Origin of the sequence: Rothia endophytica (genome assembly GCF_928381505.1) — a bacterium.
Classification (GTDB): Bacteria; Actinomycetota; Actinomycetes; order Actinomycetales; family Micrococcaceae; genus Rothia; species Rothia endophytica_A.
Genome location: NZ_CAKMSJ010000009.1, coordinates 33114 through 48279 on the forward strand (window position 1 = coordinate 33114; position 15166 = coordinate 48279).

The following is a 15166-nucleotide window of genomic DNA, read 5'->3' on the forward strand; positions in this document are numbered from 1 at the left end:
CTAGTCTCGCCCTCTAGTCTTTACCACATTTTGGTCGCTGGTTTCAGATAGTGGGCTGATTGGCTTTAGAAGATGAGGACGTCCGGGTTAGGCAGTGCACTGACTGGCAGATTACCTGTGGGAGCTATTTCTAACTCTCGCACCGCACCATCAATGATATGAAGAAGAATGAGAGCTGAACCGCCCTCCACCTCTGCACTCAAAACAGTGGTTATGTCTAATGCTCTTCTTTGCCCTGTGAAAGACAAGGAAATACAGGTGTGGCATGTGCAGCTAGTCTCAACGTCTAAGGAGTGCAATGAGTTAATGAGCGCCCTGCGCTCTTGGGTGGTGAGGTTTGGGCCGTCTTTGGATAGAGGTTGGGCCGAAACCAGCAGGGACTCAAGCAGCTGTCTTTCATCTGAGTTTATTGCACGCATAATTCACCTAGTATATGGAGGAAGAGACGTTTCTAAGGAGAATGACCGTGAAGCCTTCGACCATTACATTCCCCGTGTTCCCGCTTAACGCAGAAGAGACGCTGCACCTCTTTGAAAGTCGGGGCATTGGGTATAACGATTTCTTCAGGGACTTCATCTCTCACCCTAGCTTCAGCACTGAAACTATAGAAGGTGAACAGACGGTCACTCTCATAACGCTGGAAGATTTAGGGCTTATAGAGCCTTCACCTTTCCCAGATATCGTGGCAGCTGTTGAAAGTCACGGCTATTCCTCCTGCCCACCTGCTTTGGGAATCTACCTCCGCTTATTTCTCATTGACCAAAATCAGAGCAAAAATAGTGTGCTGAGCGGTCAAAAAGAATCCCCAGATGGTGCTATCAATGTTCTCTCGCTGAAACTTGATGACAATGTTGAGATACCCAGAATGCTGTATTTACGCAACGTGGATGGAAAACTCTGGTTACGGGCTGCCCGATTTGATGATGAGTTCTGTTACCCAGTAGATACCGTATTCGCGGTTACCTCTCACTAAACGCCATGCTAAAACAAGCAGCCCCTATTCTCTTCCTGAGAACATAGGGGCCGCTTGTTGATTGTTTAACCTAGGCTCGCTCGCGAATTAGAGCCTTGACTGCCTCAGCATCGTTGGGTAGGTCAAGCACGTGACGTTCAGCCTCCATGATGCCCTCAAAACGTGCCGGAATTTCTGGTTCAGAGCCGGTTGCCTCAGCAATGGTTTCAGCGAACTTGACCGGCAGGGCAGTTTCAAGGCAAATGATGGGGGTGTCAATCTCGGACGCCAGTGAGCGAGCCACCTTAACACCGTCAGCGGTGTGGGGGTCAAGCAGCACACCCAGTTTCTCGTTGACCTCGCGAATCGTGGCAACACGATCGGCGTGGGTGGACTTGCCCGAGGCAAAGCCGTAGCGGTCCGCGGCGTCCGCGAATGCCGGGTCATCGCTCAACGAGAACCCGCCCTGGCGTACCTTGATTCCGAAGAGATCAGCAGTGCGCTCAGCATCGCGCCCCAGCAGGTCAAAAACAAAGCGCTCGAAATTTGAGGCTCGTGAGATGTCCATGGAGGGGCTGGAGGTTTCATAGGTATCGGCCGAAGAACGCACGCGGTAGTCACCGGTGCGGAAGAATTCATCGAGCACATCGTTCTCGTTGGTCGCAACGATTAGACGGTCGATGGGCAACCCCATTTGGCGGGCGATATGCCCTGCACAGATATCACCAAAGTTACCGGTGGGTACGCAGAAGGAGACCTTTTGGTCGTTGGTTTCGGTGGCACGAATCCAGCTTGAGACGTAGTAGACCACCTGGGCCATGAGGCGTGCCCAGTTGATAGAGTTCACCGCACCAATACGGTGTTCCGCCTTGAAAGCAGCGTCGGCTGAGATTGCCTTGACGACGTCTTGGCAGTCGTCAAACACACCGTCCAGAGCGATGTTAACGATGTTCTCATCGTCCAAGCCAAACATCTGGGCTTGCTGGAAGGGGGTCATGCGACCGGCAGGGGTCAGCATGAAAACCTTGATGCCAGCGCGGCCACGCATAGCGTATTCGGCTGATGAGCCGGTGTCACCCGAGGTGGCGCCCACGATGGTTAGGTGTTCTCCTCGGCGGGCTAGCTCGTATTCAAAGAGCTCGCCCAACAGCTGCATGGCCATGTCTTTAAAGGCAGCAGTGGGGCCCTCAGACAGGTGGCCGATCAGCAAGCCGGCTTCCAGTTCCGTCACGGGAACAATGTCTTCAGAGGCGAACTTGGGGTAGCTGTAGGCACGGGCAGTAATCGCTTTGAGGTCCTCAGCTGGGATGTCATCAACGAAGAGCTGCAGCACTTCAGCGGCGAGCGCATGGTAGCCCTCAGTGTTTAGCACCTGGCGCCAGTGGGTAAGGGTGGCGTCGGTCAGCTGGGGGTATTCTACGGGCAGGTAGAGACCGCCGTCGGGGGCTAGCCCGCCCAGAAGGATGTCAGTGAAGGACGCGGAGGTTGCGCCAGTATCGCGCGTTGAGATGTACTGCATGCTACTACCCTACCCAATCTTGGTGGATCGGTGGGTCTGGTGCTCATACTGCGGTATGAATTGAGGGGGTATATCATCTGCCGGTTCTACTGCTGGCACTTTAGCTCTCTAAACTGGGAGGCGTGGATGATGTTTTGGTTCAGTTAAAGGATGCTGAGCGCCGTAGATTCAGGGTGAATGCCGTGTGCATTGCAGGGGCGCAGTTGCTGTCCTTCCCCCTTGCTGCGGCTTTGGCTGGCGCTTCTCAGTGGTGGTGGTTTTTTCTGCTGCTGTGGGTGGTGTCTTCGTCAAGCCTCTATACCCGCTTTTCGCACCCGGTGAGGTCCACCGTGCTAGTGGTGCTGGGTATGTTGGTTACCATTGCGGTGCCGCTACCCTTTGTTGCTCTGTGGTGGGTAGTACCTGTGGTGATCTACCATTGGGGTCGCTACGGTTCACGCCGTATACGCACTCTGACGCTGGTTTCTGGGATTATTTCGTCCTTGGCCGGTGGGCTTGTCTTCCTCAAGTTCTTTATTGGTTACGGGTGGCCACCTATTGAGTTGGCAGCTATGTATACTTTCGCAACTCTGATGTGCTTGGCAGTGGTGGTCATTGCTTGGTTCTTCGCTGATTCGCGGCGTTTGCGTGAGAATAGGCACCGTGCGCTCATTGAGCGCAATCGCCAGCTGGTGCATGAGAGGGAGCAAGAGAGGGTAATGGCAGCTCTCGATGAGAGAGCCCGTATTGCCCGCGAAATGCACGACATCGTAGCTCATTCGCTTTCCACCATTATTGCCCAGGCTGATGGAGCCAGATATGCGGCTATGGCTGCTCAGGCGAAGCAGTCCTCTGATCCAGATGCGCCTACCGTTAAGCTGATAGAGGGTTCGGTTAGTCAGCAGCCAGCTGAACCGGTAGAGGTCACTGCTCTTTCTACGATTTCGCAAGCAGCTCGCAGTTCCCTGCAGCAGATGCGGGCACTGTTGGGGGTGCTACGCACCGATGAAGGGCAGACCTTTGAGCCGCTACCTGCCTTGCACAATGTGCCCCAGCTGATTGAGTCATTGCAGAGTATGGGGACGCCGGTTAAGTTCTCAATGGTGTACGGAATGGAGCAGCGCTTACCGCAGGGGGCTGAACTGACGGTTTACCGTATTGTTCAAGAAGCGCTTACTAACATCACCAAGCACTGCCCCAACACTCCCCTGGTGACGGTAGACATCTCTGCGAACAAGAAGACTTTGGACATCGATATTGTCAATCTGCCCCAGGAGATAGCGAGCGCACCGATCCCCGGGGCTCATCGCGGTTTGTTAGGCATGCGTGAGCGCGTTGATATGTACAACGGAACTTTGCACTATGGGCCTCTTGAGGATGGCTCTTTTAGGGTTTTTGCTCAGATTCCCTTCACCCCATAGACCACAGATAACTACCCATGAAAAGAGTCTATTGTGATTAGAGTGATGCTTGCTGATGACCAGAATCTGGTGCGCAGTGGCCTTTCGATGCTCATTAATTCCCAGCCCGATTTGCAGGTCGTTGCTGAGGCGTCGGAGGGGGCGCAGGCTGTTGCAGAGGTAGAACGGTTGTCTGTAGAGGGTGCAGAGCCCAATGTGGTGCTGATGGATGTGCGTATGCCGGTCATGGACGGTATTGAGGCGACTGGGCGGATTATCAGGAGCCACCCGGAGGTCAGGATCATTATGCTGACCACTTTTGATATTGATGATTATGTGTACGCTGCTGTACAGCAGGGAGCCAGCGGTTTCTTATTGAAGGACGCGCCACCGGAGCAGTTGCTCGGGGCCATTCGTACCGTTTACCGAGGGGACGCGGTGATAGCTCCCAGCGCTACTAAGCGATTGCTAGAACGCTTTATTCCCGCTGCTGATACAGCCCCGTCTGGGGCGGCGTCCGCTGGTTTGCATCAGGAGAAGATTTCATCGCTGACCGCCCGCGAGCACGAGCTTCTCCTGCTCATGGCGCAGGGGCTGAGCAACAGCGAAATCACTGAAACTCTTTTTGTCTCAGAGGCTACGGTTAAGACTCATATCACCCATATCCTTGCTAAGCTCGGGGCGCGAGACAGGGTGCAGGCAGTCATTATCGCGTACGAGGCTGGTCTCATGGCTTAGGGATCTCATACCTGGGCATGAGAGGTAAGAAACCAAAGTCAGACCGGAGCACGATGTGCCTTATTGCACACTCTGACAGCATAGAGCTATGAACGCTACACCACACCCTTTTGTGGCAGCAGTGGCTGCCCGTCACCTCTCAAAAACCTACGGCAGCGGTGAGACCGCTGTACCCGCTCTGCATGACATTAGTCTTGAATTTGAACGCGGTAAGTTCACTGCGATTATGGGCCCCTCCGGTTCTGGTAAATCGACGCTGATGCACTGCCTATCGACCTTGGACGCCCCTGATCTTGGCCTGCAAACCTCACTAAAGATTGGCGGGGTTGAGCTACTTGGCTTGCGCGATATTGAACTTTCAGAGTTCAGGGCAAAAAATGTTGGCTTTATTTTTCAGGCCTTCAATCTGGTGCCCACCCTGACGGCCTCTCAAAATATAGATCTGCCCTTAGGTTTAGCACGCACAAAGCCCGACACCATCTGGAGGGACTACCTGGTGCGAAATCTAGGCTTGGGTGATCGTTTAGGTCATTTGCCCTCTCAGCTCTCCGGCGGTCAGCAACAGCGAGTTGCCATCGCCCGTGCCCTCTTACCCAGGCCAGCCGTCATTTTTGCTGATGAGCCTACCGGTAACCTTGACACGGCTACCAGTACAGAGGTGCTCACCCTGCTGCAGACGGCCGCAAAGGAGCAGGGCCAGACCATTCTGATGGTCACCCACGACCCCGTGGCAGCATCCTATGCAGACCGGGTGGTGCTCTTGCGCGACGGTCAACTTGCTGGGACGCTCGAGAACCCCACCCGCGAATCTGTGCTCGCTGCTCTCACCGGGCTGGGTGAATAGCCATGTCCACCACCCTACGTACAGTAGCTAACTCGCAGTTACGCACCCAGCGTCTTCGCTTTGCACTCACCCGTCTCGGCGTGGCTATCGCAGCTTTCTTTATGTGCGCGGTGTTGCTTCTTAACTCTTCGATTACAGAGTCGACCAGGCTTTCTATCGCAGAGATGTATAACAAAACCGATGCCGTGCTTCAGTCACCTACTGCTGCCGAGGCCTACCGGGGCCAGGGGCTACCCTTGGACTCTGCCGTCGTTGAAGAGGTTAAACAGTCACCCCTGGTAGATAGTATTTGGCCCCTCACAACTACCTACGACAATATGCAGTATGACCGGCAGGGCGTCACTGACTATCAGACCGTCACCCGTTTTGACCTGCCCCAGGACGTTTCGTCCTTTCCCTTTGAGCTGGCAGAGGGCAGTTTTCCGCAGTCTGCCGACCAGGTGCTCATTTCCTCTCTGGACGCCCGCGATAGGGGGCTGAGCGTTGGCCAGGAGGTCAAGCTCAGCGACTGGGAGAAGACAACAGAAGAGATGATAACAACGGCGCAGGAGTATCCGCAGCGCACCTACGTCATCAGCGGTATCTATCGGTTGGAAGCTCCCAGGTCTCAGATACAGGGAGCAGTCTTTACCTTGGGATCCCAGAGTGCTGCCTACCAGCGACTCATGAACACTGTTCTTGGGCAAAACCCAGAGAACTTAGCCCCTACCGTCCTCATTAAATTCAAGGATCCCAGCACCACGGTTGTAGACCTGACCGGGGAACTGGACCCGTCAAATGCAAGCTACCAGCTGCTCAACGTTGACGACCAGATTCAGCAGGACGTCAAGGTCAACATCGATGGCATCAACTACCTCATCACGGTGCTCTTAAGCTTTGCCGCGCTTGCCCTCTTTATGGCAGCTTTCATTATCTCCAACACCTTCCAGGTTATGGCTCAGCAAAGAGGTAAAGAACTCGCTCTACTTCGGGTTCTGGGCGCTAAACGGGGGCAATTAGCTCGCATGCTACTTTCTGAAGCAGCCCTTTTAGGGAGCACCTCAGCACTGGCAGGCATTGCTACGTCCTATCTTGTAGCCTTTGTCCTCAAGGTCAGCAATGAAGATTTTTATATCAGCCTTGCCTGGCTTCCTGCTATTTTGGCTTTGCTAGTCTGCACCGTGATTACAGCGCTAAGTGCTCTGCCGCCAGCGCTTAAGGCTTACCGCACAGCGCCCCTTCAGGCTCTGACAACAGCAGAAGAAGCAGCCCCAAAACGCTCTTTCAGGACGCTAGCCCTGGGTCTGTTAGCCCTCCTGGCCGGGGGCGCTCTGGCGCTAGTTGGCGTGTCAACAGTCCAGCCCCTAGCTATTGTGTCAAGTACTTTCCTTCTAGCTTTGGGCTCGATTATCTTGCTCCCACTTCCGCTGGTAGCCCTGCTGAAACTATACGGGCGTTTGCTCCCGTCCCATTCTGCTGGTGGATTAGCTGTTGCAGGTGCGCTGCAGTCTCGCACCCAGACGGCCGCAACGGGACGCATGGTCTATACCTGCGTGGCCCTGGTAGCAGCACTTCTGACCGGTTATGCAACGGTGGAGGTCACCAGTTTGAAAGACGTTGAGAGCTATAGCCCCTTTGAAATTTCTGCCAAAGTTCAGTTAGACGAGGGCAAGGCTAGTTCCTTAGCCGATGAAATCAGCCAGGTAGCAGGGGTGAACCATCGGGCTCTTGGGTTGCCCCAGGGCCAGGCTGCCCTTGATGAAGCTCCTCATGGGCTAGAGGTCTACAGCTTCAACGATCAAGACTTAGCTGCTCTCTGGCCATCCTCTAGCACTCTTGACCTAGAAGATGGTCACCTGCTGATTTCGCAAACAGATGCAGACTCAGCAGGGCTAGCAGCAGGTGAAAAGGTGAGTGTCACCGGCGAGCTAGGCTCAAGGGATTTGACGGTGCAAGTAACCGATGCCGCTATAGATTTCCTGGCAGTGAACACTGTGACAGGCCAGCAGCTCAGCGGTTCCAGCATGTATAGCGCAGAGCCTGGCAAACCGGCGCCACACATTCTTCTTGCATCTCTGACTCCCGACATTAATAGGACCAGTCAGGCGGATGCTCTCAGCCAAATAGCCCAGCTAACTAATCTTGACCCAAGCCAGCTCTCCGGCGCCCTACAGGCAAGAGAAGCTATTTTAGAAAATACACGCATTGGTTTCTATGTGGCTCTTGGAATTCTAGGGATTACTCTTCTTATCTCCCTGGTAGGCATCGCCAACACCCAGGTTCTAAGCGCCCACCAGCGTCGGCGACAGCATGCACTCCTGCGCTCTCTTGGGCTGTCCCGTAAAGCCTTGAGCGCGGTTCTGACCCGAGAGATTCTAGCGGTAGGTTTAATCGCAGTCAGCATGGGCCTGCTGGTGGGTGTCAGTCTCGGTCTGCTCCTCCTGCAAGCTTTCGTGGCTGAAGGTGCAGTTCTCGCCTACGCTTTCGCGTGGCAAGGGTTGGTTGCAACCTGGATAGGTGGCCTAACGCTAGCCTGGCTAGCTGCTTCCCTACCTGCTTACAAAGCTGCTGGGGTGCCACCGGTGGCCGCTCTTCGGCAGGTCACCTAAAGCTACTAGTAAAAACAGCGTCGGTGGGCTTGACGCTAGATCAAAGCCCACCGACGCGGTGATCTCCATATGATTTAGGATGCTGAAGGTGAGGGCGAGGTTGTGGGCACCGTGACAGATGAGGTGTCCTTGGGCTCAGCTTTATCAGCGTTGACCCGTTCAAGAGCAAGCTGATGGGTCTCTTCGATATCGTCTGAGAACTGTTTTAGACGCTTATACATGCTCTCGTAATATGAATGCTTGAGATCAGTAACAGCACCATCAAAATTGTTGCTTTCTCGGCAACTGATATCGCTTTTCAGCATTTTCTCCGCTATTTTAGCATCAACCAAACTGGACTGGTAGACAGCCTGATCGGTGGATTCAAGGGAGGTAATCCCAGCATCGTTCATGCAGGTTTTCCAGGCATTTTGCAGGTCAATATAGGTTTGGTCAGCGTGCAGCTCTTCTGAAATAGCCTGGCCAAATTGCGGGGCTAAGAGTGCAACCTTAATGCCGTTTTCAGCGCTACCGTAGATGTACTCATAGCTTTGTGCCAGGCAGCCGTCTGCTGAGATGTCACCGCTGCTGTAGTCCATGAAGGTCACTTGGAACTGCTGAGCCTGATCGGTACCGATATAAGCATCGAGACCTTTTTGGTCAAAGTCAGCTATTTGCTGGCTCTTATCGGCAGGCACTGACCCATAACCGGTTTCCTTGAGTTCTTCTGTAGTGCGGCCGGTGTAGACCGTGTCTTCAAGATCGTGTTGCAGTACAGCCTCTTTGTAGGATCCCCCTGCCTGTTTGACGCACCGCTCAACAAAGCCACGGCGGGCTTCCTCTGCTTCAGCTGGAGGGTAAATCCATGAAGAGAGCTGTGAGATGTGCTCCGGTTTAGGTTTCTGAGTGGAAAGCTCGCTGAAGTTTTCAGGCTGTGTGGAACAGCCGGTCAGCAGCCCCGTAGCCAATAGGCTCAGAACAGATACACCTTTTATACAGCGACTAGTAAGTAATGACACGGCGACCTTTCCTAGATAATCAGCAACAAGTCTAACTACTATGGATAGCTGAGGCGCAGAACAACAGACGCGTTGATACGACATTCTTATCACTCTAAACACCATGACTAAGGTACAGATGACCCCCGAAAACGTACAAGGTCTTTCGACTTCGCGCAGAAACCTCATGCGCTTTGCTGCTTTCACCGGCGCAGCCAGTGCAGCAACCCTCATCAGCACAGCCTCTAGCAGCTCACCTGCTCACGCTTCCGATGCATCGTCCAATATCTTCCCGCCTGAACTCACCTACCCCACGATCAATGGCCCCTCCCTGGCTCTTTGGGGAAGCTCATCCTTCGAAGGAGCTCAGGCTGACCAGGGTGTTCCCGCCGGCTTTAACGCCACGATTGAAGCCTTACTGCATACCTATTTAGAAGCTCCGGTCCTGAATTTTGGACGTGGCGGTGAAACTTCCACCCAGATTAATGCTCGCAGAGGCACACCAGAAAGCATGTACAAGTTGGTGTTCCCGCAGGACACCATTCCGGCTTCAGGTTCTGTTGAAGTAACCCTAGCGTCTGATTCTAACGTCGCATGGGGCGGCAGCACTCTTGCCGCCGGCTACGTAGGTGGGGTACCTGGCGTCCTGGTGCCTGCGTCCAAAAATACCTTCATCTTCACCAGGCAGGTCGACGGTGAAGCAATCTACGCACCTGCCACTACCCCAGCTAGTTGGTTCCATTCTTACCAAGAAATGATTTCGCGTTCTTCCTACCACATCATTCAAATTGGTAGGAATAATATGAATGAAACTGAGCAGATTCGCAAAGATACAGTACACGCTTTTGCCCTTGCCCCCAAGCGCACCCTGGTGATGGGGCACTTCCGTAGCAGAAGTGACAGCAAAGATTCTGACCGAGCAAAGCAGGTCAACGGATATAACGCTTGGGCTGCTGAAAAGTACGGCGAGCTCTTCGTCAACCCCGAAACCTTCCTTCGGGAGACCACTCAGGAGAGCTGGTTGAGGTACGGCGCCCTCTCAGGTTCGGGGGTCTGGAGCTCAGATACCGATAGAAAAGCCTACGATGAAGGTAAGATCCCGCCCTCTCTCTTCTCGGCGGATGGCCTGCACCTCAACGGGTGGGGCTACATTGCCCTGGCGCAGATGCTCTATTACAAGGTAACTGGTTTGGGCTGGTTCGAGTAGTAGGTGAGCTAGATATACGTACGCTGCCGACTTGCCTCAAGCTGAGCGCTGGCGCCCTCTGATAATGCTGCTTAGCCCATAAAACTGCCCCACCTGAAACCTTCAGGTGGGGCAGTTTTTTCTTAGATTCGGTGGGGGGCTAAGGCTTAGCCTTCTTTGGGCTCCTCATAGCGGGGGAAGACCGGGGCGGGAGCCGGCAGTTCGGTACCGGGTACCAGTGCCTGGCCCAGGTCAGCGAAATTGCGGGCGTCTTGACTAACTGCTAGGAGGTCCAGCATCTTCCCCATCGCGGTGGGCATGACCGGCTGAGTCAGGGTTGCAACGATACGCAGTGCCTCAGCGGTTACGTAGAGCACCGTGTTCATGCGCTCTAGGTCAGTCTTACGCAGCTTCCAGGGTTCCTGGGAGGTGAAGTAGCGGTTAGCTTCACCTACCACCTGCCAGATACGTTCTAGAGCTTTATGGAAGGCCAGTTCATCGAAGTCAGCACGTACCGGCTCGTAGAGGGCATTCGCCATATCGAGCATGGCCTGATCCTCAGCGGTGAAAGCGCCGTGAGCCGGCACTTTCCCCTCGCAGTTCTTGGCAACCATAGATAGCGAGCGCTGGGCCAGGTTGCCCAAGTCATTGGCCAAATCTGAGTTGATGCGGCTCTTGATAGCTTCGGCTGAGTAGGAGCCGTCCTGACCGAAGCTGACCTCGCGGAGCAGGAAGAAGCGTAGTTGATCCAACCCGAAGGAGGACACCAGATCTACAGGGTCAACGACGTTGCCAATGGACTTGCTCATCTTTTCGCCATCAACCAGCAGGAAGCCGTGGGCGAAGACTCGCTTGGGTAGCTCGATACCGGCTGACCAGAGGAAGGCCGGCCAGTAGATAGCGTGGAAGCGTGAGATGTCTTTGCCGATGACGTGGTAGCTGGCAGGCCAGTAGGTCTTGAAGAGATCGCTATCGGTGTCGGGAAAGCCGACGCCGGTCAGGTAGTTAGTCAGGGCGTCCACCCAGACGTACATGACGTGCTTTTCATTGCCGGGCACGGGCACGCCCCAGTCAAAGCTGGTGCGGGAGATGGAGAGGTCGCGCAAGCCATCCTTCATGAAGCCTGCTAGCTCGTTGCGGCGGGATTCGGGGTAGACGAACCCTTCAGTTGCGTAGAGTTCCTTGAGACGGTCCGCGTACTTGGAAAGGCGGAAGAAGTAGGATTCTTCTTCGTTCCATTCCACCTCGGTGCCGGTTTCGATAGCGTAGCGCACGCCGTCGCGAACCTCGGTCTCGTCTTCTGCGTAGAAGGCTTCATCACGGACGGAGTACCAGCCCTCGTACTTGTCTAGGTAGATGTCTCCGGCCTCTTCCATGCGCTTCCACATAGCCTGGGAAGCTTCATAGTGGTCTGGGTCGGTGGTGCGGATGTAGCGGTCATAGCTGATGCCCAGCTGATCGTCCATAGCTTGAATACGAGCTGAATTCTGATCTGCTAGTTCTCTAGCAGTCAACCCCAGTTTCTCTGCACTGGTCTGCATTTTCTGGCCGTGCTCATCGGTGCCGGTCAGAAAGCGAACGTCAAAACCGTCAAGGCGCTTGAATCGGGCCATAACGTCAGTGGCAACATGTTCGTAGGCGTGACCGATATGAGGGTCACCGTTGGGGTAAACAATTGCGGTGGTGATGTAGAAGGGGGTTGAAGTCATAGCCACAACTTTACCGTGAACCGCGGCCCGTGGGCTAATATCGCCCACTTCAGCGGTGCACTCTACTGCTGCGGGCGTAGACTCCCCCACCCCCTCCATCACCTGAACAGTGGTGGGAGGCTAGAGGCCGCCCTTCCAATCTTTAGGAGCAAACTGCAGATGCTCAAAGGGGAAGTCATGCAGGTTCTCTGGCGCCTGACCATACTTAGCTTGCACCTGGGTGTACCAGCGGGAATTACCTTGGGCAGCTTCAGTCTGACTGGTGTCGTATTCGTAGTTAGCTGCCATGCACCAAATGTTACGGTCACTGCCATAGCCCCCGTATTTCTGTACAGCTTTGGTAATCATGAGGGTCAGTGGACGCAGGCCCAAAGAATCTAAATTGACCGCAGGGCTGATGCGGAACCACTGCCCCTCATAGGGAGCAAGAGGGTCTGTTAGGTTGCCGTCTCCTTGACGAGCAGGCCAGGAGTAGCCACTGCGGGCGTTGGGCAGAGTGAAGGAGACCGCATGGTTGATTCTCCCTGCTAGCACCTCATCAATACCGATTTGAGTGAGCTCGCTAGCCATTCCCACAACGCTGCTGGAGCCTCCGGTGAGCTGGAGGCTATGACCAGACCCGGCCAGGGTTCTTGCGTCCTTGATGTAGCCACCAGAGCTGTAATGCCAGCGTCCCTTATGCTCGCCCTCAGTTGTTTTCTGAACCAGAAAGAAGGACCGCCATAAACCGGTACCCAGGTCATAGACAGCGATCGAGCGATCCCCACCACCGGGTATTTGAAAATTTTTGGGGAGGGGTATGCGAACCGGGGTTTCAGCACCCATCAGTTTTTTGTATTCATCACTCTGGTATTTGACGCGGTTATCAAAGCTGTAGAACCACTCGTAGTTCTGGTTGGGGTCCTTGCTGTTGACTGTGTGGATGGGGATGTTGTAGGCAAAAACATTGCCGCTCAGCGGGAGCCTACCCTTAAATTGATCGGTGACGTAGGTTGAATGCAGGTTCTTGAGGTAGTTAGCCATCTGTGCAGAGTTAGGGAGAACCGGCATGGCTGCAACGCTGCGTTGGGCAACGGTGCCTCTAGCCAGATAGTTAGCTGGATGCAGCGGGGAGACGGGGCTTGCCTGTGCCTGATTGTTGGGCTGAGTAAGGGCCAGCGCTAGACCGCCGGTTAGTAATGGGGCAAGAGCTCGGCGGGGTAGGTGTGGTTGAACGGTCATTGTTGGAGTGACTTCATGTTGGGTTCTGGGAATCCGGTATCACCGTGCAGCAAGGGAGCCAAAGCGTCCAGTATATTTAGACCGTGGGGATCATAAACACGAGCTGTTTTTCAAGGGTCCGGGAAATCACCAACCTACCAGCAACAGCCTCCCGCGTCACCCCCGTACCCAATTCTGATATGGGCAAACATTCTCATGTGGAGTGGAGTGTGGAACCTAGCAACGCAAAAGGGTCTTGCTCTTCCCCTAGCAGGAAAAGCAAGACCCTTCTCTTTAAGACTTATCGGTCTATACCTCTAGCTAGTCAGCCAGGTTGATGATGGCGGCACGCTCGGCTGATACTACACGCTTGATGCTATCGAGCACCTCGGGTGAAAGAGCCGAGTCCAGCGCGAGCACGCAGAGTGCTTCTTCGCCCTTACCCTGACGGGAGACCTGCATGCCTGCGATGTTGATGGACGCGGTGCCCAGCAGGGTACCAATCGCCGCGATGATACCCGGGCGGTCGGCGTACTCAAGCACCAGCATGTGATCGGTAATGGGGATTTCGATGTCGTAGCCGTTAACGTTGGTCAGCTTCTCAATGAGTTTGGGGCCGGTCACGGTGCCAGCCACCGAGACAACCTCGCCGTTGGCAAATGCGCCGGACAGCACGGTTTCGTTACGGAAGTACTCGGTTTCGGTGGTGGTGACCAGCTCGACCTCTACACCGCGCTGTTCAGCCAAAATGGGGGCGTTGACATAGGAAACCTTGTCAGAAACAACATCGGTGAAAACACCCTTAAGCGCTGAGAGCTTGAGGGAGGTGACATCCTTATTGGCAATTTCTCCAGCAATTTTAACCTCGACGCGGGTGAGAGCTTCGTCCCCACCCAGCGCAGTGAGAATGCGGCCAACCTTTTCTGCCAGGGGCACACCGGGGCGCACGTCCTTATCGATGGCACCACCAGCTACGTTAACAGCATCGGGCACAAGGTCCCCTTCCAGGGCCAGGCGCACGGACTTAGCAACCGAGATACCGGCCTTTTCCTGAGCCTCAAAGGTCGAAGCACCCAAGTGCGGGGTTGCTACCACCGAGGGTAAGCCCACGAAAGGCACATTCTTTGCGGGCTCCTTGACGTAGACGTCAATGGCAGCACCAGCAATTTCGCCGGCGCGCAGGGCGGCGTCCAAATCTGCTTCATCAATCAGACCACCGCGAGCTACGTTCACTACGTAGGCGCTTTTCTTCATCTTCTTAAAGCTCTCGGCATTAATCATGCCCAGAGTTTCGGGAGTGCGGGGCATGTGGATGGTGATGAAGTCAGAGCGTTCAATCAGCTCGTCCAAATCTACCAATTCGGCACCGAGAGCTGCTGCGCGAGCGGAGGTAACAAAGGGGTCGTAGGCGATGAGCTCGGTACCGAAGGCGCGAAGACGCTCAGCCACCAGGCCACCAATTCGGCCCAGGCCGATAATGCCCACGGTCTTCTCATACAGTTCAACGCCTGAGAAGGATGAGCGCTTCCACTCCCCTGCCTTCATCGAAGCATCAGCGGCAGCAATGTTGCGTGCAAGGCCCAAAATGTGCCCAACGGTGAGTTCGGCAGCTGAAATCACGTTAGAGGTGGGGGCGTTGACCACCATCACACCGGCTTTGGTTGCCGCCTTGATATCAACGTTATCCAGGCCCACACCGGCACGAGCAATAACTTTCAGCTTCTGTGCTGCTTCGATAGCCTCAGCGTCAACCTGAGTGGCACTGCGTACCAGAATTGCATCAACATCCTTGATAGCAGGCAGAAGCTGGGAACGATCAGCGCCGTCACAGGAACGAATCTCGAAGTCAGGCCCCAGAGCCTCAACTGTTGCGGGGGATAGTTCTTCTGCAAGTAGCACTACGGGTTTGGTGGTCACGGTGGGTTCCTTATGAATAACGCTGGTGGTTGATGGGTTCAGCACTACTGTCACCGACGCTTCGGACCCTAAGGACGCCGGTGAGCAGTCGCTCTGATCGAGCCAACTGAATAATATGGGCTCTTGCTCCCCCGATTGCGCAGTTCACCACAAAGGC

At 54.7% G+C, this 15166-nt stretch carries 12 protein-coding genes; 6 read left to right on the forward strand and 6 right to left on the reverse strand.

Going from position 1 to position 15166, the window contains the following annotated elements; translation table 11 throughout:
- Positions 1 to 65 precede the first annotated feature (65 nt).
- On the reverse strand, positions 66 to 203 hold the full coding sequence (locus tag L6990_RS10025) for a hypothetical protein (RefSeq protein ID WP_237203987.1): 138 nt from the start codon (positions 201 to 203) through the stop codon (positions 66 to 68).
- 257 nt (positions 204 to 460) lie between these two features.
- Here L6990_RS10025 and L6990_RS10030 point away from each other — a divergent pair, with 257 nt between their 5' ends.
- The gene (locus tag L6990_RS10030; protein ID WP_237203988.1) at positions 461 to 973 is read left to right on the forward strand and encodes a hypothetical protein; all 513 of its coding nucleotides are present in this window, start codon (positions 461 to 463) and stop codon (positions 971 to 973) included.
- Positions 974 to 1043: 70 nt separating this feature from the next.
- Here the strand turns inward: L6990_RS10030 and thrC are convergent, their stop codons facing one another.
- Complete coding sequence (thrC, locus tag L6990_RS10035; RefSeq protein WP_237203989.1) at positions 1044 to 2471, reverse strand: threonine synthase; 1428 nt, start codon at positions 2469 to 2471, stop codon at positions 1044 to 1046.
- Between the two features lie 122 nt (positions 2472 to 2593).
- Between thrC and L6990_RS10040 the strand changes: the two genes are divergently transcribed.
- From L6990_RS10040 to L6990_RS10055, 4 genes are all read left to right on the forward strand, one after another.
- Positions 2594 to 3871 (forward strand): sensor histidine kinase, encoded by a 1278-nt coding sequence (locus L6990_RS10040; protein ID WP_237203990.1) that lies wholly within the window; start codon positions 2594 to 2596, stop codon positions 3869 to 3871.
- A 45-nt stretch (positions 3872 to 3916) separates the two neighbouring features.
- Entirely contained in the window at positions 3917 to 4588 is a 672-nt protein-coding gene (locus tag L6990_RS10045; RefSeq protein ID WP_237204055.1) for a response regulator, read from the forward strand.
- Positions 4589 to 4676: 88 nt separating this feature from the next.
- Positions 4677 to 5432 carry an ABC transporter ATP-binding protein gene (locus L6990_RS10050; RefSeq protein ID WP_237203991.1) on the forward strand — a complete coding sequence of 252 codons (756 nt, stop codon included), beginning with the start codon at positions 4677 to 4679 and terminating at the stop codon, positions 5430 to 5432.
- Positions 5433 to 5434: 2 nt separating this feature from the next.
- Positions 5435 to 8020 carry an ABC transporter permease gene (locus tag L6990_RS10055; protein ID WP_237203992.1) on the forward strand — a complete coding sequence of 862 codons (2586 nt, stop codon included), beginning with the start codon at positions 5435 to 5437 and terminating at the stop codon, positions 8018 to 8020.
- Positions 8021 to 8094: 74 nt separating this feature from the next.
- Here the strand turns inward: L6990_RS10055 and L6990_RS10060 are convergent, their stop codons facing one another.
- Positions 8095 to 9018 (reverse strand): hypothetical protein, encoded by a 924-nt coding sequence (locus L6990_RS10060; protein ID WP_237203993.1) that lies wholly within the window; start codon positions 9016 to 9018, stop codon positions 8095 to 8097.
- A gap of 103 nt (positions 9019 to 9121) precedes the next feature.
- On the opposite strand from L6990_RS10060, the gene L6990_RS10065 reads away from it, so the two are divergent.
- The gene (locus L6990_RS10065) at positions 9122 to 10204 is read left to right on the forward strand and encodes a hypothetical protein (RefSeq protein ID WP_237203994.1); all 1083 of its coding nucleotides are present in this window, start codon (positions 9122 to 9124) and stop codon (positions 10202 to 10204) included.
- Positions 10205 to 10350: 146 nt separating this feature from the next.
- Here L6990_RS10065 and metG read toward each other — a convergent pair whose 3' ends face one another.
- The 3 genes from metG to serA all read right to left on the reverse strand — a co-directional run bounded on the left by metG (position 10351) and on the right by serA (position 15009).
- Complete coding sequence (gene metG, locus L6990_RS10070; protein ID WP_237203995.1) at positions 10351 to 11892, reverse strand: methionine--tRNA ligase; 1542 nt, start codon at positions 11890 to 11892, stop codon at positions 10351 to 10353.
- Positions 11893 to 12012: 120 nt separating this feature from the next.
- Positions 12013 to 13113 carry a hypothetical protein gene (locus L6990_RS10075; protein ID WP_237203996.1) on the reverse strand — a complete coding sequence of 367 codons (1101 nt, stop codon included), beginning with the start codon at positions 13111 to 13113 and terminating at the stop codon, positions 12013 to 12015.
- Between the two features lie 300 nt (positions 13114 to 13413).
- A complete protein-coding gene (gene serA / locus L6990_RS10080; RefSeq protein ID WP_237203997.1) occupies positions 13414 to 15009 on the reverse strand; it encodes a phosphoglycerate dehydrogenase in 1596 nt (531 codons plus the stop codon).
- Positions 15010 to 15166: the final 157 nt, after the last annotated feature.